This is a genomic window from Aquimarina sp. RZ0 (genome assembly GCF_008370685.1).
In the GTDB taxonomy this organism is placed as follows: domain Bacteria; phylum Bacteroidota; class Bacteroidia; order Flavobacteriales; family Flavobacteriaceae; genus Aquimarina.
Genome location: NZ_VTZU01000053.1, coordinates 26,442 through 47,370, shown reverse-complemented (window position 1 = coordinate 47,370; position 20,929 = coordinate 26,442). Strand labels below are relative to the sequence as shown.

Sequence of the window (20,929 nt, the reverse complement as noted above, 5' to 3'; positions counted from 1 at the left end):
TCGATAACTTTCTGAAAATAAAGAAGTTGTTCCTGTGCGTTTGTAACTATTCATCTCACCTGTGTTTAGTCAGTAAAATACTATAACTATTTGATTAAAAATAAATTAATTTTAGAGGTAACCTATACTATAAGGGATCAGATTAAAGGAAGTCTTGTTCCATATCTAGATACAGATGCGAATATTTCTATTATAGCCGGACATTATTGTGTTGCACCAGATTTAAGTGATTTATCTAATGAGGGGGAATCTGAAATTTTTTCATTTAAACTAGGAGTTTCAGTTTATTGTGAATTAAAGAAAATGAATGTTTCTTCCAAGTTAATACTTTGGATAAATGATATAGGAATAGATAAAATTCAAAGGAAACAGTTGAAAGAAAACTATACCATCCCTGATAATTATCTAAAAATTCTGAATAATAAAGATCTTTCTAAGTCTGAAGTAAATGTTGTCTTTGAAAGTACATCTAGAAATCAAGCATCTGTGCTTTTTAGAAAAGTATATAAAAGAACTCCAGATAAATTTAAGATTTACTCTAGTAATGATCAATCACTTATAAGGTGTATTGATAATGATGTTTGTGTGATAGAAGAAAATAAAAAAGCATATACAATAGAAGATATTGATGGGTCGCCAATAGTGATGAAAGAAGGCAGTAACCCTAAGTGTAACCTTATTCTAGGGACCTTATTCAGATCCATAATTAAGACATATAATAGTGATGTCATATTAAATATTTTTAATGACATTTATATAGATAGAATCAGGTTAGGAGTATATGTAGGTACTCAGGTTTATGATATCAACACAAAATTTATAAATTTTTTCTGCGATGAAGACAGTATTTTTAGAGAAGAATTCAACTAGCGAATTTAATATATCAAATATTAAGAAAGCATTTATAGGTGCAGATCTTGTTTTTAGAACAGTTAATGATGATCTGGTTTCTAGAATTTATTTTGATTCTGCAGCATCTAATCTAGCATTGAAACCAGCACAAAAAATTACTCAAAACTTTCTTAATTATTATTCTAATACTCATAGTACAGTTCATTTGACAGCTAAGATTAGCAATGAAATGATGAAATGGGCTCAGAAAAGAATAAAAAATTTTGTTGGGGTTGATGATAATTATTCAGCTGTTTTTTTAGGAAGTGGTACTACAGCAGTTATGAATAGGTTGGCTTCAGGGCTTAGTAAGCTAAGACCTGACAAGAAAACTGTAGTAGTTTCAATTATGGAACATCATTCTAATGATCTTCCTCATCGTTCACAAGGGAATGAAATTATCTACTTGCCAGTGATATTAGAAGATGGAACACACAAAGGGATACAACTACAAGATTTAGAGAAAGTACTAATAGAACAGGATGGGAATGTGAACTATGTTTCTATTACGGGAGCCAGTAATGTTACAGGTATTATTACTCCTATATATGATATAGCAAAATTGGCTCATAAGTATGGAGCTTATATTATTGTAGATGGAGCTCAGTTGATAGCACATTGTCCAGTAAAACTGATTCAGGAAGATATTGATAAGTCTATTGATTTTTTTGTTTTTTCTGGTCATAAAATATATGCGCCTGGTACTCCCGGGGTTTTGGTAGGTAGAAATGATTTGTTACAAAAGATGGTCCCAGAATATTATGGAGGAGGAATGGTTGATTCTGTTTCTGTTCATGAATATGAATTAGCAAACTCGATACTAGATCGAGAACAGGCAGGTACACCTAATATTCCCGGAATAATTACAATTGCTTCAACTTTAGATTTTCTTGATCAAATTGGGATGGATAAAATTTATATAAAAGAAGAAGAGTTAACCAGATATTTGATACATAAAATGGCTGGCATACCAAAGATTTCTATGTACCCTAAAAATAGTGTAGGACCTAGAATTGGTGTTGTAAGTTTTAATATACTAGGTTTTCCTCATCAATTATTGTCAAAAGTGTTGAATGATTATTTTGGAATTGCGGTAAGGAATGATTGTTTTTGTGCTCATCCTTATGTAAGAGAATGTCTTTTGGATGAATTATGGGATATCGAAAATGAAGATGAAGTTAATTTTTTTAAAGGGATGGTTCGGGTTAGTTTAGGGTTGTACTCTACTAAGAAAGAAATAGAGGTGTTGATTAAAGCTTTAGAATATATAGTACAAAATCTAGATTTTTATCTCACCCAGTATAGTGCAAATAAAGAAGGAATATATCAGCATAAGCTTAAAGAAATAGATATTAAAGATAGCTTTGATATTAATCAAGAACTAAAAGAGAATTTTTCACCTTATTTGTAGAATAAATTTTAGAATATAAATTATGAAATTAAAAGACATACTTATTGCTATATTTATAACTATTATTTGGGGAGCAGCTTTTGCAATTATACAAATGGGACTTAAAGGTTTTCCTCCTATTTTTAATGCCTCTCTAAGGTTTTTATGTGCTGCTTTCCCTCTTTTTTTATTCGTTAAAAGGCCTAAGGTAAGTCTAGGATTTCTTTTGCTATATGGTTTGAATTATGTAATCATGTTTAGTCTGATGTATGTAGGGATGAAAGTTGGGATGCCTTCTGGTCTTACATCATTAATATTACAATCTTCTGTACTGTTTGCGGCAATTTTGGCAACAATTATTCTTAAAGACAAACCAAGTGGTATTCAGAAAACGGGTATTATATTGGGACTTTCTGGGGTTATTCTTATTGCTACAGATTCAGAGAGTTTTGGATCATTGTTATCTTTTGCATTGGTTCTTGGAGCGGCCTTCTTTTATGGAGCAAGTAGTATATTGATGAAATCTGCTGGGAAAAACGTGGATATGTTTAGTCTCATCGTATGGGGATGCTTGATACCGCCCGTTCCTTTATTTGTTTTATCGTTGTTTTTAGAAGAAAACCATTTACAGGTGTTGAGTGAAATTACCCCTATGGGTATTACTTCCATTTTATATACAGGATTATTAGGAACTATTCTGGCGTTTGCTCTTTGGGGAAGATTGTTAAAAAAATATTCAGCAAATCAAGTAGTTCCGTTTAATCTGCTTACACCAGTTTTTGGAATGCTTGTTTCTTATCTTTTATTAGGTGAAATAGTAACCTTAAAAGTGGCAATTGCATTTATAATTATCTTATCAGGATTGTTGTGCGTTGTATTAGAGAAAAGGATTTCTAAATTTATACAGTCACAACGGCTAGGGCAAAACGTACGTTTTAAAATATTTAAGAAACAATAAAAATGGAATCTAAAGGTAAAATAGGTATAATTACGGGAGCAGGACCTGAAGCAGGTATTGATTTATGGCAGAAGATTCTTAGCCATACAAAGAAGTATTATAATGAAGCGTATAAAGGAGATATTGATACTCCATATGTTGTAGTGTATTCGGTTCCGGAACTAGGTAAAGTTATGAGTATTGAAACTAATACTGATGAAGTATGGAGTCATCTTAAAGCTGCTTTATTGAAAATTGATAGTGAAGTAGATTATTTTTGTATTGCTTGTAATGTACTGCATCATTATTCTTTGCAAATACAAGAAATGAATTTGAAATCAAAATTTGTCTCTATCGTTAATGTTACGAGGGACTATCTATTAGAAAGTAACACTAAGGAAATTGCACTTTTATCAATTCCAAAAGTGATTGAATTAGGGAAATTTTCTCCATACAAATATCTTCAGGATGATTTTAGCGTAGAAACGCCAGGTTCTGAAGAAATGGATACTCTTATTAGGGGCATAAAAATAAAAGGTTCTGAGAATAAAGAGTTACTTAATGATTTTAGATTAATTTTAGATAAAATCGAGGCCAAAGTTGTTATATTAGCGTGTACAGAATTACCATTGTTGTCTACAGAAAGTATTAATAAAGTATTTGTTGATCCTACTGATATATTGGCAAAAGTGATATGCATGTGTGCGATTAATCATTCGCAATATGCAATAGTAGAATAGAGAAAGTCATCAAAGAAAAGGTTTTACTATTTTTTTAGTACAGTATTAAGATAAAAAGGTGTCGTGGCCGAGTTGGTTAGGCGGTGGTTTGCAAGATCACACACAGTAGTTCGAGTCTACTCGACACCTCTTTTTTTATTGCTATAACATTTTATAAAGATGTATTTTTAATTCTTATACTTTGTAGTTAATTCTGCAATTTTTACAATTACTTCTACAGCTTTTATCATGCTTTCTACAGGGACATATTCGTATCTTCCATGAAAATTGTGACCACCCGCAAAAATATTAGGACAAGGTAAGCCCATATAGCTCAATTGTGATCCATCTGTCCCGCCACGAATTGGTTTTATAAGAGGTCTGATTCCTATAGTTTTCATAGCGTTTTCTGCAATATCTACAATATGCATTACTGGGGTTACCTTTTCTTTCATATTGTAATATTGATCAGTAATTTCTACAGAAACAATATCTTTTCCGTATTGCGTATTTAGTTCTGCAGCTAGTTTGATCATAACCTCTTTTCTAGCTTCAAAATGTTCTTTGTGATGGTCTCTTATGATATATTCCAACTTAGTGTTTTCTACATCACCATGGATGCTGTGAAGATGGAAAAAACCTTCGCGGTCACTTGTATGTTCTGGAGTTTCTAATCTGGGTAGTGAATTAATGAAATCTTGAGCAATATACATACTGTTAATCATTTTGTCTTTGGCATATCCAGGATGCACGATTTTACCTTTTACAGAGACTACAGCACCGGCAGCATTAAAATTTTCATATTCTAACTCTCCAATCTGACTCCCATCCATCGTATATGCCCAATCTGCTCCAAATTTTTTAACATCAAATTTATGAGCTCCACGCCCTATTTCTTCGTCCGGAGTAAATCCTATACGTATTTTTCCGTGTTGGATTTCAGGGTGTTGTATAAGGTATTCCATAGCAGAAATAATTTCTGCAATCCCAGCTTTATCATCAGCTCCCAGAAGTGTAGTGCCATCAGTAGTAATTAGTGTTTGCCCTTTGTATTGCTTTAGGTCTTCAAAATAATCAGGAGATAAAATGATATTCTCTTCTTGATTGAGGATAATATCCTTGCCATCATATGTTTCAATAATTTGTGGATTTACATTGGCTCCGGTAAAATCAGGAGTGGTATCAAAGTGCGAAATAAAACCAATGGTAGGAACGACTTGGTCAATATTGGATGGGAGTGTAGCCATAATATAGGCATTTTGGTCAATAGTGATATCTTCCATACCAATAGCTTTTAATTCTTCAACTAATTTATGAGCAAGATTCCATTGTTTTTTAGTGCTTGGGGTTGTAGTGCTGTTAGGATCACTTTCAGTATCAATGGTCACGTAGCTTATGAATCTATCAATGATGTGTTTTTTTGAAATCATAGAAATTAAATTTTATAAACTGAAGATTGCCAAAAATACATTTTAATACGCTTTTATTAGAACCTTGTAAAACTTATTTTTGCCAACCAAAAGAATCTTCCATGTACAAAGCTATAATTCGCCCTATTTTATTCAAATATGATCCAGAAAAAGTACATCATTTTACATTTAGGATGATTAAAATAATGGCTAAAATTCCTTTTGTACCCGGAATTTTCAAAAGTATATATCAGATTAATAATCCAAATTTAGAAAGAGAAGTTTTTGGGTTGAAATTTAAAAACCCGGTTGGTTTGGCTGCCGGATTTGATAAAGATGCTAAGTTATTTAATGAATTATCAGATTTTGGATTTGGGTTTGTAGAAATTGGTACACTTACACCAAAACCTCAGGAGGGCAATCCAAAAAAGAGGCTGTTTCGCCTTAAAAATGATGCTGCAATTATCAATCGTATGGGGTTTAATAATGGCGGGGTAGAAGATGCAGTAAGGCGATTAAAAAAAAATAAAGGAGTTCTTATTGGGGGGAATATTGGGAAAAATAAGCTAACATCTAATGACAATGCAGAGGAAGATTATAAGATATGTTTTGATGCATTGTTTGCCTATGTGGACTACTTTGTAGTAAATGTAAGTTCTCCCAATACCCCAAATTTAAGGGCATTACAAGATAAAGAACCGCTAACAGCTTTGTTAAATTCATTGCAGTCTACGAATCAGGAAAAAGCATTGCCCAAACCCATTCTATTAAAAATTGCTCCGGATCTTACCGAAGAGCAGTTATTTGACATTATAGATATAATTAAGGAAACAAAAATAGCAGGAGTGATTGCAACCAATACGACTATTTCCAGAAAGGGGTTAAGATCTAATCTTGCGTTGGCTAATGAAAAAGGAGGGTTGAGCGGTAAACCTTTGACTGACAGATCTACAGAAGTGATTAGGTTTCTTTCAGAAAAGAGTGGTAAAGCTTTTCCTATTATTGGAGTAGGAGGGATTCATAGCCCACATGATGCGATAGAAAAGATAGAAGCCGGTGCAAGTCTTGTACAACTATATACCGGCTTTATTTATGAAGGACCTGGTTTAATAAAACAAATAAATAAAGAATTATTAAAAAAGGGTTTGTAAGCTTTTCTAGTTCAAAATTAACTTCTGGGTTGTTGTTTTTCCAGTAGAATTATATATTTTAAGTAAATAAATTCCAGTATCTAAACTCGTTAAGTTTAAATTAATACTCGAAATGTTTTGTTTAAAATTATAATGTCTTACTTGTTTACCTAAAATATTATATACTTCTATATCTTCTATCGGAGAACTTTTGGATGCAAGAATAGAAATATTTCCATTACTAGGGTTCGGTGATACTATAATTTTGTTCTCTTTATCCTGAAAAGAATCTACATTTAATATTTTTTGCGTAAAAACGATAGTTCCTACTTTTTCTGTTGTAAACGTATACATTCCACGAATATCAGATATAGGCTCTTGCGGCACAGTCTCAGGATTATTTAACTGGTATCCTGTTCCTTCTTCAGTTCCTGCGTCATAAGGAAATAAATCCAATGTGATCTCAGGAATCCATTGCCCTCCATTATCAACCAGAGATACACTATTTACAGCAATCATCCAGTCAGGACTAGGAGCAAGCATAGAAGCAAGACTGACTAAAGGGAAATCAGAACTTACCGTTAGGTCACTGATAGTAATTGTTCTGCCTGATCCATTAAAAAACAGGTCAGGTCCTTCTATATATTGATCTGCATTATTTGCATTTATAGCACTGTTAACTTCAGAATTAAAAGTGCCATTAGATCCTGTTTCTGCAACTCCTTCAATACCGGGGGTAGCTAGTTCTCCCATCTTTAGAAAGGTAATATTACTATTATGAGTAGCTCCTACAAGTTCTGTAAAATGTGCATTACTACCAGGTAATGGCCCGTGGGCTTCCCAGTTACTGGTAAAAACAATGTCATATACCGCAGTAGTCTGACCAAATGTTATGATTGATAATAGAAGTAGTGATGTTGTTAAAATAAGTTTTTTCATGTGAGTTGAGGTTTTGCGTGAATTTTTACATTAAGTTATTAGATATATTATTTAAACAGTTAAAATATATTTTACCCTACCAATTTAAATAATAAATAAAGATAACAATTTAAAATATGTTAGATTTAAAACGATTATTATAATTAAAAATTATTGCTTTATCCCTAAAAAAAACTTATAACACAAATGAATATTGAAATTATTTATACATTTTTATTAGCAACATCAGCTTTGGCTATTTCTCCGGGTCCTGATAATATCTATGTTTTAATGCAAAGCCTATCAAATGGTAAAAAATATGGACTAGCTACTGTAGCGGGTTTGATGGCTGGTTGTCTGGTGCATACTACGCTGGTTGCCTTTGGGATCTCAGCTATCATTAAGCAAAGTAATATGTTATTTTTTATCATAAAACTTCTAGGAACTATATACCTGTTTTTATTAGCATTTAAAGTTTGGAGAAGTAACATCTCATTACAACTGGAAGATACACTGATAGAAAAGAAGAATATGATGAGTTTATTTAAGCAAGGTTTTATGATGAATGTATTGAATCCTAAAGTATCAATATTCTTTTTAGCATTTTTTCCTGGGTTTTTATTTAGTAAGGAATTAAGTACTGTAATACAGTTCTATATTTTAGGATTTTTATTTATACTGGTTTCATTTTTTGTTTTTGGTTTAATAGCGGTGATGGCTGGATATATTTCTCGTCATATTAAAGATAATCCGAGTGTAGCGATATTTCTAAAATGGCTACAGATAATTGTCTTTATTGCAATCGGAGTTTTTATCCTTTTTTCTGAAAAATAATCATACTTTTATGGCGTAAATTGGTTTTCTTTTAGACAGAAGTTCTTAAATGATCAAAAAAGTAAAAATTATAGAATGTCCCAGAGATGCCATGCAAGGTATTAAAGACTTTATTCCTACTGAAAAAAAGATTCAGTATATACAGTCTCTTTTACGATGTGGATTCGATACGATAGATTTTGGAAGTTTTGTTTCGCCAAAGGCAATTCCCCAAATGATAGATACGGAAGCAGTACTGGCAGGGTTGGATTTATCGGCTACAAAAAGCAAATTATTAGCAATTATTGCTAATGTGCGTGGTGCCAATACTGCTGTTATGCACCAGGAGATTGATTATTTGGGATATCCTTTTTCGATTTCTGAAAATTTCCAGATGCGTAATACACATAAGACAATTGCAGAATCTGTAGAAACTTTACAAGAAATTCTCAATATTGCTGATAGGTCAAATAAAGAGGTGGTAGCATATCTCTCCATGGGTTTTGGCAATCCTTATGGAGATCCCTGGAATGTTGAGATTGTAGGCGATTGGACAGAGAAATTAAGTACTATGGGAGTGAAGATTTTATCGCTTTCTGATACTGTTGGAACGTCTAATCCAGAAATTATAGATTACTTATATGCTAATCTGATCCCTAAATATCCTGATATAGAATTCGGAGCGCACTTGCATACAACTCCTACAAGCTGGCATGAAAAAGTAGATGCTGCTTATAAAGCGGGTTGTAGAAGGTTTGATGGAGCAATACAGGGATTTGGCGGGTGTCCAATGGCAAAAGATGAATTGACAGGAAATATGCCAACCGAGCGGATGCTTTCATATTTCACTACAGAAAAGGCGGATAGTAATATAAAAATGATGAGCTTCGAATCTTCGCATAATGAAGCTACTAAAATATTTACAGTATATCATTAAATAATTAAGTAATAAAATGAAAAGTGTTTTAAAAAAAATAGGCTTGTTGTTAGCAGTAGTATTGGTAATACTGCAATTTATAAGACCTGATAAAAATGAAATGGGATATGAATCTGTTGCCTATTTTGAAAATGATACCAAGCCAGGTGTTGCCATAAAAAAAATATTAAAAAGTAATTGCTATGACTGTCATAGCAACCAAACAATTTATCCGTGGTATGCAGAAGTAGCACCAGTGTCTTATTGGTTATCCCATCACGTAGATGAAGGGAAAGAACATTTTAATGTGTCGGATTGGGAGCAATATTCTGACAAAAAGAAAGATCACAAATTAGATGAATTGATAGAAGAGGTAGAAGAAGGAGAGATGCCACTGTCTTCTTATACCTGGATTCATGGAAATTTAGAAAAAGAAGATAAAGAAGTATTGATAGCCTGGGTAAGAGAACTGAGAAAACAATATTCTTCAGTAGAATAGATGTTCATTTTATTTTTGTTAGATTTCTTTGTTAGCATTACAATGACCTAGTTTATACTGTTTTCAACCCAATTCCGTCTTGCTTGTAAGAATTTTACGTTTATTTAGATTTAATACAAATAAAGTTTGAAAACTGCATTTCGATATATATATTTGCAGCCTTAATTAACTATTTGTAATAAGTCTAAATTAAAAAAATGATGAGGATTAAAAGTTTAACCAAAGTTATATGTTTATCAGGAGTCTTACTTATGGCATCTTGTTCATCTGATGATGATACAACAGTACCGGGTGTTCAGATAGAAGAACCAGCTACGTATGCATTTGAGCGTAACGGAGAAAGTACTGTAAGTTTTGGAGGACAAACGACCAGAATAAAAATGGCAGAAGAAATTAGTAGTGAACTAAAAGATAATACTAATACTCAGGCAATACTGGACGCTATGTTTAATCATCAGGAAGGTGTTGATGATTTTGAGGATGCAGACTTAAATGCTTCTGATAAAAATGTGAGAAGCAAGACTGCGGCATCCCGAGATTATTTTTCGGCGAATACTACAGATGCAACTGCAATCAAGGCTGATTTTGATACTTGGATCAAAAGTCAGGTTGATGAGGTGTTTCCTAACTGGGGTGTAACTGCTATGGCTGGTACTCCTGGAGTTTTGCAAGAAGCAGGAGGAGGATCTAGTCGGTATGTTAATGCTCAAGGCTTAGAATTGAATCAGGCATTTGCCAAAAGTCTGATAGGTGGATTAATGGCAGATCAGGCATTAAACAATTACTTGGGTACTGCTGTTCTGGATGAAGCAGAGAATATAGCTAATAATGATAATGATGTTGTTGCAGATGGTAAACCGTATACCACTATGGAGCACAAGTGGGACGAAGCATATGGTTATTTATATGGAACTTCTGTTAATACGGCAGAACCTAATCTTACTATTGGGAGTGATGATAGTTTCCTTAATAAATATATAGGTAGAGTAGAAGGAGATGAGGATTTTAAAGGAATTGCTGATGATATTTATAACGCTTTTAAGTTAGGTAGAGCTGCTATTGTAGCAAAAAAATATACAGTAAGAGATCAGCAAGCCGCTATTATCAGAGAAAAAATATCTCAGGTTATTGCAGTTAGAGCAGTATTTTACTTACAACAAGGTAAGAGAGCATTAGAAGCTTCTACGATTGATTATGCTAGTGCATTTCATGACCTTTCAGAAGGATATGGTTTTATCTATAGTCTGCAGTTTACCAGAAAGTCAGATGATGCTACTCCTTATTTTTCCAGAACAGAAGTTCAGGGATTACTTGATGATTTGATGAAAGGAACTAATGGATTATGGGATGTAACACCAGAAACGTTACAAACTATCTCAGAAACAATAGCCTCCAAATTTGATTTTACAGCAGAACAAGCTGGTAGCTGAGAAGGTCAAAAAGTATAAAATGCTAAAAAAGAGGCAGGAAGTTATATCAATTCCTCCTCTTTTTTTACATTTGCAAAAATTTATTAAGAATAAATAAAAATAAGATGAAAAAGTTTTGGTTTTTAATTGTTGCTTTTGCACTTATAGTAGCTTGCTCATCCGGAGATGATGCTACAACATCTACAGACAATTTTGATAGAAAAGCAATGCTGGAAAATATTTCAGATAATATTATTATTCCGGCATACCAGCGTTTTTCTAATGATGTAGCAGCTCTGAAAACTGCGGCTTCTGCCTTTACTAATACAACAGACGAAGCTAATTTGATCGATTTGAGAACTGCTTGGTCTACAGCTTATATCTCGTGGCAAACAGTTAGCATGTTTGAAATAGGAAAAGCCGAAGAATTGTCTTTTAGAAATTTTATGAATGTTTTTCCTGTTAATGCTGCTAATATAGATGCAAATATTTCTTCAGAGACTTATGATCTTACTACAGTTTCTCAACAAGATGAGCAAGGATTTGGAGCGCTGGATTATGTGATCAATGGTGTGTCTGATTCTGATGCTAAAATTCTTGAGTTTTATACGGATACTACAAATGGTGTCAACTATAAAAAGTATCTTACAGATCTAGTAGATAGAATTGTTGATTTAACTTCACAGGTACTAAACGATTGGACAGGCAGTTATAGAGATACTTTTGTAAGCAATAGTGGTTCTTCTGCAACAAGTTCTGTAGATAAATTGGTGAATGATTTCATATTTCATTATGAAAAACATTTACGCGCTGGTAAGATTGGGATTCCAGCAGGGGCATTTATCGGGACACCTTTTGAAGAGAAAGTAGAAGCTCTGTACAAAGGAGATTTAACAAAAACTCTTTTTGAAGCCAATCTTAATGCGTTACAAGATTTTTTTAATGGAAAGCATTTTGGGAGTGCTGTAACAGGAGAAAGCTTAAAAACCTATCTTGACTTTCTTACTGCTATAAAAAATGGAGAAGATCTAAGTGGATTAATTAATAATCAATTTAATACAGCCAGGTCTGTAGCAGATAATCTTAATGATGATTTTTCTTCTCAAGTCCGCACGAACAATGAACTTATGCTGAATACATATGATGAACTTCAGAAAAATGTGGTTTTTCTAAAAGTAGATATGCTTCAGGCAATATCGGTTCGTGTAGATTTTGTTGATGCTGATGGCGATTAAGGAAGTTGTGTATTAAATGAAATATAGTATAAACGAATATCTAAAAAAAAATACGGAGGCTGCACCACTTGCAGTCTTTCGTATTTTTTTTGGGTTAATGATGCTGCTCAGTATTATTCGTTTCTGGAGTTATGGCTGGATTGATAAATTATATATTGAGCCAACTTTTTTCTTTTCATACTATGGATTCGACTTTATTAAACCAATAGAGGAGTATACGTATATTATTTTCGCCTTGTGCGGGTTGTCTGGTATATTTGTTATGATTGGATATAAGTATAGGATCGCTATTATAACATTTTTTTTAAGTTTTACCTATATAGAATTAATGGATAAAACGACCTATCTTAATCATTATTATTTCATAAGTATTCTTAGCTTCTTACTTATATTTTTACCCGCCAATGCATATTATTCATTGGATGCCAAAGTGAGAAAAGTTTCCTTTCAGGAGATACCCAATTGGACAATTGACTGTATAAAGCTATTATTAGGCATCGTATATTTTTATGCAGGATTAGCAAAATTGAATTCTGATTGGTTAATAAAAGCCATGCCTCTGAAGATTTGGTTACCTTCAAAATATGATATTCCTATCATAGGCAATTTGATGCATAAAGAATGGTTACACTATACATTTAGTTATACAGGTGCTATGTATGATTTAACTATTCCCTTTTTATTGCTTTTTAAGAAAACAAGAATTTTTGCTTTTGTCATGGTAGTAGTTTTTCACCTACTTACAAGAGTTCTTTTTCCTATTGGTATGTTTCCTTATATTATGATTATTGGTACTTTGATATTTTTTGATCATCAGGTTCATCATAAAATACTCACAGTTATTTCTAAAATATTCAGGATTGATAAAATAAAATTTGATACGAATAAAACTATAAGTCTTCACTCTGGTCATACCAAAATTTGCATAGGGGTTTTGTCTTTGTTTTTTGTGATTCAATTACTTTTGCCATTTCGATATATGCTATACCCGGGAGAATTGTTTTGGACAGAAGAAGGGTATCGTTTTTCCTGGCGGGTAATGCTGATGGAAAAAGCGGGATACGCTAATTTTAAAATTGTAGATAGTAAAACAAAGAAACGATTTTATGTTGATAATGATGATTTTCTAACTCCTTTTCAACAAAAGCAAATGGCAACACAGCCAGATTTTATAGTACAATATGCACATTACCTGAAAAATCATTTCGCAAATCAAGGACATAAAAATATACAAGTATTTGTAGAAAGTTATGTCGCACTTAATGGTCGATTAAGTAGTCAATATATAGATCCAACGGTGGATCTGGGGAAACAAGAAGAATCATTTAAACATAAAACATGGATTATTCCATTTAAGGATGAGATTAAGGGATTATAAGGTAGCTGTCTTTTTTTTATTAATATCAACAATAGTTTCAGCACAATATAGGATTACAGGAGTGGTAACAAATCAAGATAGCCTTCCTGTTCCAGAAGCAGAAGTATATAATCGTACTACGGGAAAAGAAGTTGTCACGAATAGCGATGGTAGCTTTGAATTTACGGATGTAAGAGAAGGTAAGTATCTGATTACTGTATTTAGCTTTGATTACAAAATTTCAGAAAAATCGGTAGACGTAACATCCGACAGCCGTATAAACTTTGTTCTTAAGCCTTTGGGAGAAGAATTATCCGAAGTTGTTATTACACAGCGAAGAGAAAAAATATTTGGGTTAACACGATTAAAGGCTGTAGAAGGAACAGCGATATATGCAGGAAAGAAAAGTGAAGTCGTTTTATTAGATAATGTGCAAGGAAATTTGGCTTCTAATAATGCCCGACAGATTTATGCACAGGTAGCAGGATTAAATATCTATGAAAATAGTGTTGGAGGGTTACAGCTCAATATCGGAGGAAGAGGTTTGGATCCTAATCGTACTGCCAATTTTAATACCCGCCAGAATGGGTATGATATCAGTGCAGATGTATTAGGATATCCAGAGAGTTATTATACGCCACCACCAGAAGCTCTTAGTGAAATCCAGGTAGTACGTGGGGCAGCATCCCTGCAATACGGTACGCAGTTTGGAGGATTGATTAATTTTAAAATGAAACGCCCGAACCCAAACAAAAAAATAGAACTTGTTTCCAGACAAACATTGGGTTCTTTTAATCTGTTTACTAGTTTTAATAGTCTTGGTGGTACCATTAATAAATTTAGTTATTATACCTATTTTAATTATAAACAGGGAGATGGTTTTAGACCAAATTCAGAATTTGATTCTAAGAATGCATATGTTCATGCAGGATATCAGATATCAGAGCGCACAAAAATTGAAGGTGAATTTTCGTATTTAAAATACTTGGCAAAACAACCAGGAGGATTAACGGATACAGATTTTAGAACAGATCCGGATTTTAGTAATAGAACAAGAAACTGGTTTGAAGTAGATTGGAAATTGTATGCATTAAAACTAACACACGAATTCTCTGATGCTACCGATTTTAGCCTGTATCTATTTGGATTGGATGCTTCCAGATCTGCATTAGGATTTAGAGGAATTCCGGGAAGATTAAATACAAACCCTATAACAGATGTTGATGAAGTAGATAGTTCAGGTAATTTTGTGAACTCCAGAGACCTTATCGTTGATAACTTTAGGAATTGGGGAGCAGAAGCCAGGTTGCTTACCCGATATCAATTATGGGATAAAGAATCCGTCTTTCTAATTGGATCCAAGTATTATCAGGCTGCTAATAACTCCAGACAAGGAGCAGGAGGATTAGGGACAGGACCAGACTTTGATTTTCAAGATGCTATTTTTCTGGATTATCCTAATCAGTCATCTTTTGATTTCCCTAATTTTAATATCGCTGTATTTGGAGAAAATATATTTAATTTTTCAGATAAATTCTCAGTAACCCCTGGATTTAGGTTCGAACATATAAAAACAGAAAGCGAAGGAAGTTTTAATCAGGTTATTTTTGATAATGCAGGAAATCCTATTGCTAATAATTTTGATACGGACAATAGAAAATTAAATCGTTCTTTTTTTCTTTTTGGAATAGGTTCGAGTTATAAGTTTACTAATAGCATAGAAACATATGTAAATATCTCTCAGAATTACAGATCAGTTACCTTTAATGATATTAGAGTGGTGAGTCCTACTTTTGTAGTAGATCCAACTATTGGTGACGAAGAAGGATTTACCGCTGATATAGGCGTACGCGGAAAATTAAATACAACCCTATCGTATGATGTGAGTGTATTTGGGTTGTTGTATGATGATAGGATAGGTATCGTTTTTAATGATAGAGCAGAAAGAGTACGAGGAAATATTGGTAGTGCCTTTATTTATGGATTAGAAAGCTTATTAGATTGGAATGTTTGGAATACCATTGGAATAGAAAATAATAATTACAGGCTCAATATATTTGCAAACACCTCATTGACAAACTCAGAATATACAGCTTCTGAAATTCCGGGGGTTACAGGAAAAAAGGTAGAGTTTATTCCTGCTATTAATCTAAAAACCGGATTAAAATTCGGGTATAAAAACTTTTTGGCAAATGTACAATATACCTACCTTTCTGAGCAGTTTACAGATGTAACCAATGCTGCTATCGCAAATGATGGAGATAACCGTAATGGTATTATCGGCGAGATCCCTGCATACTCGATAGTAGACCTTTCCTTTTCATATAGTTTTGACAGGTTTAAACTAGAAACAGGGATTAATAACCTTTTGGACGAAAGCTATTTTACACAAAGGGCGACTGGATATCCTGGGCCTGGGATTATACCCTCAGAACCATTAGCCTGGTATGCTACATTGCAATTTAAATGGTAAACAGCCATAAAAATTAACCTTTGTTTAATTACAGAATTAACTTTTGTTCAATTATCAGTTGGTTGATTATTACATAAATTTGACCAAAATCCAATGATATGAAAGAGTTTGCGGTATACGATCAGATGATGGCTCAATATTATAAATCTATTTCTACACATATTTTACCCTTATTTTCCTGGGAATTTTATGGAGAACATTTTTCTGCTATGAGTAGTTTTAAAGAAGACCTCGAGATGTTGAAAAAGATTACCCAAAAATGGAATTTTGATAGAAATTATCAAAAAGAACTGATAAATAAAAAATCTGTAATTGTTATTACCAATACCAAACTTACTATTGTGTATGCCTCGCATAACATAGAAAAAATGAATGGGTATACTCCAGAAGAAATCATTGGGAGTTCTCCAAAAATGTTTCAAGGTGCGAATACCTGTAATCAGACTTCTAAAATGGTAAGACAAGCAGTGAAGAAACAGCAACCTTTTGAAGTTTCAATTCTTAACTACAAAAAAGATAAATCTACATACGTTTGTAATATTAAAGGTTTTCCGGTTCTCAATAAACGAGGGAAACTCGTCAATTACATTGCTTTTGAAACTGCAGCTTAGTTTCTTAGGGTATTTTTGTTTTTAATTTAGTATGCAGTAACCTTTTCTTTTTTTATTTTGTTTTTGTCTAGTTTTGTAATCATAATTTTTTACAAAAAATGACTGCTGCAAAGTCCATATCATTATTTACTGCTATAAATCTTGTAATCGTTGGAGTATTTTATATGTTACAGCCCAAAATATGGGTAGCACTTTTTGCTTCTCTATATTCCAAAAAATATATAAGTAATACGATCAAAACACTAATTACATTAGGAATGGATTCTTTAATCTTTTCCTTTCATTTGCTAAGAAAATGGTTTAAGATATTGATAACTATTTATGGAATGGTCCCAATTATTAAAGTATTTATTTATAAAGCATTTACAGCTTTAGAGATTTCAGGTATCGATAAACTTGCTATAAAAAAAGAATATATGTTTAGGCGTGTAGGTATACTTATGTTTAGGTTTTTGATAGTAGTTTTACTAGTAAACAGTTGTTCAAAAAAACAGGATTCACACGTATATAATACTGAAGCAGAAAGAAAATCCTTGTTATACGATTTACGAATAAAAATTTCGCATCTAATGACATTCTTTTTCTACTATATTTTCTTCATAAAATGAAACAATAGCTATGGCTATTCTTTAATTTGATTCATCAATCTAGCGAAAAATCCTTGCCATTATTTTTACGAAATTCTCACCCGTAAATCGTATTATACGATTTATAACTAAAAATTTCGCATATTCATCGTTTCTTTTTCCTTTCTACTTCGTTTAAAAAATAAACCGTAGCTATAGCTATGCTTGATTTTTTTGCCTTGCATAAAGAAAAAATAATTCAATGAATTTATACGAATTTTTTAATCACAAATCGTATTAGTCACTATAAAAAAATTCAATCAGGCTTTCAGAACAGGCGATGTCAAAAAAATAAAAACAATGATCACAGATAGTTATATACATACTAATGGTCATTCTAAATCCATAGATAAAGAAAGCTGGGTTTCATATTTGCAAAATCGAAAAACAGATATAGACAGTGGGCATCTGTTAGTTAATGACTACCGGATAGATGAAATTGAAATTAAAATCTATAAGGTAACAGCCATTGTAACCGCCAGAGTTAAGGTAATGCAGACAAAATCAGGAATATCAGAAGAAAATAATTATCGGGTAACAAATATCTGGGTTAAGGAGTCTGGCACGTGGAAAAGAGCTGGTTTTCAAGACACTAAAATCAATTGATAATAATGATTTTTTGATTCAAAGATCAAACCTGGATAGTACTCGATAATCGAGATGTAAAGGATATTGACCACGAAGTAGTTTATGATTCTAGATCTCAATTCGAAAAATCATTTGGATTTTAATAAGGAAACTTATGTTAAAATTAGCTAAAGAGAAATTTTAATGACCTCGGGTCTTTCTTATATTAATTCTTAAAATAGTCTGATTTTAAATAAGTTGAAAACAACTGTAAAAACATATAATACGATTTATAACTAAAAATTTCGCATATTCATCGTTTCTTTTTCCTTTCTACTTCGTTTAAAAAATAAACCGTAGCTATAGCTATGCTTGATTTTTTTGCCTTACATAAAGAAAAAATAATTCAATGAATTTATACGAATTTTTTAATCACAAATCGTATAAAAACTACTGAAGGATCAATAAATTATGTACTTTAGTCTACTTAATTGAACGTACAGAAAAATGATACCAGAAATAGAAAAGTCTCTTAATGACCAGATAAAATATGAAGCAAAAGCTTCTGCACAATACCTTGCGATGGCCTGCTGGGCAGATATCAATGGATATAATGGAATAGCAGAATTTTTTTATACACAATCCGAAGAAGAACGTGTCCATATGACCAAGTTAGTTAAGTTTATCAATGAACGTAACGGACAAGCTGTGATTCCTTCAATAGATAAACCAAGAGATAGTTTTAATGGTTTAATGGAGTTGTTTGAAGTTTTTCTGAAAAGTGAAGAATTTGTAACGGCACAGATTAATAATGTGATTTTTCAATGCTTAGAGCATAAAGACTACAATGTGCACAACTTTATGCAGTGGTATGTAGCAGAGCAATTAGAAGAAGAAGCTACAGCCCGGACATTATTAGATAAACTAAAAATAATTGGAGATGACAAATCAGGTCATTACCTTTTTGATAGAGATATTAACACATTACAAGCGGTAAAATCATCAGAAGAGTAATAGCTAACGTATTATTAATAAACAAGCTGTCTGGGGATCATCTCACAAGGCGTGTATTGAGAAAAAAAAATTGCTTTTGAGGCAAGCCCTTGTCTAAATCTCAAGTATAGAGTAAATTAAAAGTGAAGATTCTTTTTTAGAGAATCTTTTTTTTTATATTTTTACACTTTATTTAGATTTAATAAAAATTAAAAGACTGTGAGAACATTCGATACACCTTCTCTATATACTCCTTGTATCACTGTAAATTGTGAAATTAGCTGTGGTATAAAAAAGAAGAAATGTTGTAAAAAATATAAGAAGAAAGGAAAAACAAATTGTAAAAAATGTCCTAAACTTTAATGATAATAATGAAAGCTTAGCATTATTTGATTATAAGAAAACAAAAGGAAGGAATAGCTTGTAGGGAAGGTTAACTTTTATGTCATAAAATTTGGAGAGTAATCAATTCTTAGACGAAATCATGGTAAACTGAATCAAATTATTCTTTAATTCAGACGAGAAAGAAAATTCATAGATAGCAACACTATCGATCCTTTTTATTTTGAAGTGTGAAACAAAAAGAAATGATTTTAATTACTCAAGATGCGTTCATAAAACACTTACATATAGGTTGATAGTGTGCTGCATTTTTAACGGATTAAGATTTTATTGGGATGGATTACAAAAATGATTTAATAGCTTAGTAACATAAATACTGTTGGGGATATGGGTATATTTATGAATACTAGAAGATGTACTACAACTACTTTTTGTAGTTGTATATGTATAATCATATCAGTTCTATATTCTTGCAGTAAAAAACCTGTTCAGGAAATTAATGGTAGCACAGTATTACAAAAAAGTATAAATTATCATGATCCTCAGCATCAATGGAATACTTCTATGCTCTATATGCATATACAAGAACCCAGAATAGGAAATCCCTACAGGTATTCTATAATAAAAATGAATAATCAAAAAGAATCATTTGAGCTACAACGAAACAGAGGAAAACATATCGTAACGTATAGTATTAACAAAGATGGAGAAAGAAGTGCTTTACTAGATGGTCAGAAAGTAAAAGATACCGCTCTAATTACTAAATACAAATTGGTTCCTGATAGAAGTATAGATTATCAAAAGTTTTACCAGCTGATGTGGGGGCTACCTATGTCGTTAAACGAAGCTGTTATCTATGAATTCAAAAAGGTATCTACTGCTGATTTTAATGAACAAGAATGTTATAAAATTGAGTTAGAACTAAAAGAGGCTCTGTTTTCTAAGTTTTGGTATGTATATATAAAAAGATCAAATTTTCAATTAGTTGGGGTAGAAATAATTTTTCCGGATAAACCTAAAGAAGGAGAAAGAATTTATTTTGAAAAACAGATCGTTATTAACCGAATCAGAATTCCAAGGATCAGGCATTGGTATGACTACTATACGGATGAATATTCTGGTTCTGATATTGCTATCAAAAAGATGAAATCACACAATTGAAAGGATACATATCAACATTAAATAAATCATCAAAATAATTATCAATCATGAAACAATGTCTAAGTTTATTTTTAGTACTGGCAATTACAGTGGTAAGTGCACAAGAATCCGACCGTAAACTGGTAGAAAAAACAGTAAATTATTATTTGGAAGGAGGAACTAATAATGATTTTGAAACCCTAAAAAAGGCATTTCATAAAACAGCTACTATGAAATATATTCGGGAAGGATATCAGGAGGTCAATGCCATTGATTTTTTTGAAAAAATAATGAAACCAGGGCCTAAACAAAATCGTAAAACAAAAATTGCGACTATTGATATATCTGGTCATGCGGCTCACGCCAGGTTAGAAATTGAATATCCTACATTTACATTTATAGATTATATGAATTTGCTGAAAATTGATGGAGAATGGAAGATTGTAAGCAAAATTTTCTATAAAAAACTACATGACAACAAGTGATTTGTAAAATAGTCAAGGTTTTAAAGATACTCTGTATAGAAACCTCTATAATAGTGTAGTTAAGTATTT

General features: G+C 32.2%; 20 protein-coding genes and 1 tRNA gene. 19 read left to right on the top strand and 2 right to left on the bottom strand.

The features are described from left to right. Positions 1–90: 90 nt before the first annotated feature. The 5 genes from F0000_RS18930 to F0000_RS18910 all read left to right on the top strand — a co-directional run bounded on the left by F0000_RS18930 (position 91) and on the right by F0000_RS18910 (position 4,087). A complete protein-coding gene (locus F0000_RS18930) occupies positions 91–870 on the top strand; it encodes a hypothetical protein (RefSeq protein WP_149626295.1) in 780 nt (259 codons plus the stop codon). Continuing rightward, positions 836–2,302, top strand: coding sequence for an aminotransferase class V-fold PLP-dependent enzyme (locus F0000_RS18925; RefSeq protein WP_149626294.1), 1,467 nt, complete (start codon positions 836–838; stop codon positions 2,300–2,302). The genes F0000_RS18930 and F0000_RS18925 overlap by 35 nt, the downstream gene beginning before the upstream one ends. 22 nt (positions 2,303–2,324) lie before the next feature. After that, on the top strand, positions 2,325–3,239 hold the full coding sequence (locus F0000_RS18920) for an EamA family transporter (RefSeq protein WP_149626293.1): 915 nt from the start codon (positions 2,325–2,327) through the stop codon (positions 3,237–3,239). Between the two features lie 2 nt (positions 3,240–3,241). Further along, positions 3,242–3,958 carry an aspartate/glutamate racemase family protein gene (locus F0000_RS18915; RefSeq protein ID WP_149626292.1) on the top strand — a complete coding sequence of 239 codons (717 nt, stop codon included), beginning with the start codon at positions 3,242–3,244 and terminating at the stop codon, positions 3,956–3,958. 57 nt (positions 3,959–4,015) lie between these two features. Then, positions 4,016–4,087, top strand: a tRNA-Cys gene (locus F0000_RS18910). Between the two features lie 38 nt (positions 4,088–4,125). Here the strand turns inward: F0000_RS18910 and pepT are convergent. Continuing rightward, on the bottom strand, positions 4,126–5,367 hold the full coding sequence (gene pepT, locus F0000_RS18905) for a peptidase T (protein WP_149626291.1): 1,242 nt from the start codon (positions 5,365–5,367) through the stop codon (positions 4,126–4,128). Positions 5,368–5,468: 101 nt separating this feature from the next. Between pepT and F0000_RS18900 the strand changes: the two genes are divergently transcribed. Further along, positions 5,469–6,497, top strand: coding sequence for a quinone-dependent dihydroorotate dehydrogenase (locus F0000_RS18900; RefSeq protein WP_149626290.1), 1,029 nt, complete (start codon positions 5,469–5,471; stop codon positions 6,495–6,497). 6 nt (positions 6,498–6,503) lie between these two features. Here F0000_RS18900 and F0000_RS18895 read toward each other — a convergent pair whose 3' ends face one another. Then, positions 6,504–7,415, bottom strand: a complete 912-nt coding sequence (locus tag F0000_RS18895) for a spondin domain-containing protein (protein ID WP_149626289.1) — start codon at positions 7,413–7,415, stop codon at positions 6,504–6,506. Between the two features lie 186 nt (positions 7,416–7,601). Between F0000_RS18895 and F0000_RS18890 the strand changes: the two genes are divergently transcribed. The 13 genes from F0000_RS18890 to F0000_RS18830 all read left to right on the top strand — a co-directional run bounded on the left by F0000_RS18890 (position 7,602) and on the right by F0000_RS18830 (position 20,860). Then, complete coding sequence (locus F0000_RS18890) at positions 7,602–8,228, top strand: LysE family translocator (RefSeq protein ID WP_149626288.1); 627 nt, start codon at positions 7,602–7,604, stop codon at positions 8,226–8,228. A 49-nt stretch (positions 8,229–8,277) separates the two neighbouring features. Further along, positions 8,278–9,144: a hydroxymethylglutaryl-CoA lyase gene (locus tag F0000_RS18885; protein ID WP_223148923.1), complete on the top strand. Its 867-nt coding sequence runs from the start codon at positions 8,278–8,280 to the stop codon at positions 9,142–9,144. A gap of 16 nt (positions 9,145–9,160) precedes the next feature. Next, a complete protein-coding gene (locus tag F0000_RS18880) occupies positions 9,161–9,622 on the top strand; it encodes a heme-binding domain-containing protein (RefSeq protein WP_149626287.1) in 462 nt (153 codons plus the stop codon). Between the two features lie 200 nt (positions 9,623–9,822). Beyond that, the gene (locus F0000_RS18875) at positions 9,823–11,052 is read left to right on the top strand and encodes a DUF4856 domain-containing protein (protein ID WP_149626286.1); all 1,230 of its coding nucleotides are present in this window, start codon (positions 9,823–9,825) and stop codon (positions 11,050–11,052) included. A gap of 104 nt (positions 11,053–11,156) precedes the next feature. Continuing rightward, entirely contained in the window at positions 11,157–12,266 is a 1,110-nt protein-coding gene (locus F0000_RS18870; protein WP_149626285.1) for an imelysin family protein, read from the top strand. Positions 12,267–12,282: 16 nt separating this feature from the next. Continuing rightward, positions 12,283–13,644, top strand: coding sequence for an HTTM domain-containing protein (locus F0000_RS18865; protein WP_149626284.1), 1,362 nt, complete (start codon positions 12,283–12,285; stop codon positions 13,642–13,644). Next, the gene (locus F0000_RS18860; protein ID WP_149626283.1) at positions 13,625–16,096 is read left to right on the top strand and encodes a TonB-dependent receptor; all 2,472 of its coding nucleotides are present in this window, start codon (positions 13,625–13,627) and stop codon (positions 16,094–16,096) included. The genes F0000_RS18865 and F0000_RS18860 overlap by 20 nt, the downstream gene beginning before the upstream one ends. 98 nt (positions 16,097–16,194) lie before the next feature. Further along, on the top strand, positions 16,195–16,707 hold the full coding sequence (locus F0000_RS18855) for a PAS domain-containing protein (protein ID WP_149626282.1): 513 nt from the start codon (positions 16,195–16,197) through the stop codon (positions 16,705–16,707). 98 nt (positions 16,708–16,805) lie between these two features. Then, positions 16,806–17,315 (top strand): hypothetical protein, encoded by a 510-nt coding sequence (locus tag F0000_RS18850; RefSeq protein WP_149626281.1) that lies wholly within the window; start codon positions 16,806–16,808, stop codon positions 17,313–17,315. A 249-nt stretch (positions 17,316–17,564) separates the two neighbouring features. Further along, entirely contained in the window at positions 17,565–17,939 is a 375-nt protein-coding gene (locus F0000_RS18845; RefSeq protein ID WP_149626280.1) for a nuclear transport factor 2 family protein, read from the top strand. Positions 17,940–18,407: 468 nt separating this feature from the next. Then, positions 18,408–18,914 carry a ferritin gene (locus F0000_RS18840; protein WP_149626279.1) on the top strand — a complete coding sequence of 169 codons (507 nt, stop codon included), beginning with the start codon at positions 18,408–18,410 and terminating at the stop codon, positions 18,912–18,914. Between the two features lie 720 nt (positions 18,915–19,634). Beyond that, the gene (locus tag F0000_RS18835; protein WP_149626278.1) at positions 19,635–20,396 is read left to right on the top strand and encodes a DUF6503 family protein; all 762 of its coding nucleotides are present in this window, start codon (positions 19,635–19,637) and stop codon (positions 20,394–20,396) included. Positions 20,397–20,443: 47 nt separating this feature from the next. After that, the gene (locus F0000_RS18830; RefSeq protein ID WP_149626277.1) at positions 20,444–20,860 is read left to right on the top strand and encodes a nuclear transport factor 2 family protein; all 417 of its coding nucleotides are present in this window, start codon (positions 20,444–20,446) and stop codon (positions 20,858–20,860) included. Positions 20,861–20,929: the final 69 nt, after the last annotated feature.

Bases quoted from the DNA above. Each gene is read 5' to 3' on its own strand.
- F0000_RS18925 (WP_149626294.1), top strand. From the start codon at position 836: ATGAAGACAGTATTTTTAGAGAAGAATTCAACTAGCGAATTTAATATA.
- F0000_RS18920 (WP_149626293.1), top strand. From the start codon at position 2,325: ATGAAATTAAAAGACATACTTATTGCTATATTTATAACTATTATTTGG.
- F0000_RS18915 (WP_149626292.1), top strand. From the start codon at position 3,242: ATGGAATCTAAAGGTAAAATAGGTATAATTACGGGAGCAGGACCTGAA.
- pepT (WP_149626291.1), bottom strand. From the start codon at position 5,367: ATGATTTCAAAAAAACACATCATTGATAGATTCATAAGCTACGTGACC.
- F0000_RS18900 (WP_149626290.1), top strand. From the start codon at position 5,469: ATGTACAAAGCTATAATTCGCCCTATTTTATTCAAATATGATCCAGAA.
- F0000_RS18895 (WP_149626289.1), bottom strand. From the start codon at position 7,415: ATGAAAAAACTTATTTTAACAACATCACTACTTCTATTATCAATCATA.
- F0000_RS18890 (WP_149626288.1), top strand. From the start codon at position 7,602: ATGAATATTGAAATTATTTATACATTTTTATTAGCAACATCAGCTTTG.
- F0000_RS18885 (WP_223148923.1), top strand. From the start codon at position 8,278: ATGATCAAAAAAGTAAAAATTATAGAATGTCCCAGAGATGCCATGCAA.
- F0000_RS18880 (WP_149626287.1), top strand. From the start codon at position 9,161: ATGAAAAGTGTTTTAAAAAAAATAGGCTTGTTGTTAGCAGTAGTATTG.
- F0000_RS18875 (WP_149626286.1), top strand. From the start codon at position 9,823: ATGAGGATTAAAAGTTTAACCAAAGTTATATGTTTATCAGGAGTCTTA.
- F0000_RS18870 (WP_149626285.1), top strand. From the start codon at position 11,157: ATGAAAAAGTTTTGGTTTTTAATTGTTGCTTTTGCACTTATAGTAGCT.
- F0000_RS18865 (WP_149626284.1), top strand. From the start codon at position 12,283: ATGAAATATAGTATAAACGAATATCTAAAAAAAAATACGGAGGCTGCA.
- F0000_RS18860 (WP_149626283.1), top strand. From the start codon at position 13,625: ATGAGATTAAGGGATTATAAGGTAGCTGTCTTTTTTTTATTAATATCA.
- F0000_RS18855 (WP_149626282.1), top strand. From the start codon at position 16,195: ATGAAAGAGTTTGCGGTATACGATCAGATGATGGCTCAATATTATAAA.
- F0000_RS18850 (WP_149626281.1), top strand. From the start codon at position 16,806: ATGACTGCTGCAAAGTCCATATCATTATTTACTGCTATAAATCTTGTA.
- F0000_RS18840 (WP_149626279.1), top strand. From the start codon at position 18,408: ATGATACCAGAAATAGAAAAGTCTCTTAATGACCAGATAAAATATGAA.
- F0000_RS18835 (WP_149626278.1), top strand. From the start codon at position 19,635: ATGAATACTAGAAGATGTACTACAACTACTTTTTGTAGTTGTATATGT.
- F0000_RS18830 (WP_149626277.1), top strand. From the start codon at position 20,444: ATGAAACAATGTCTAAGTTTATTTTTAGTACTGGCAATTACAGTGGTA.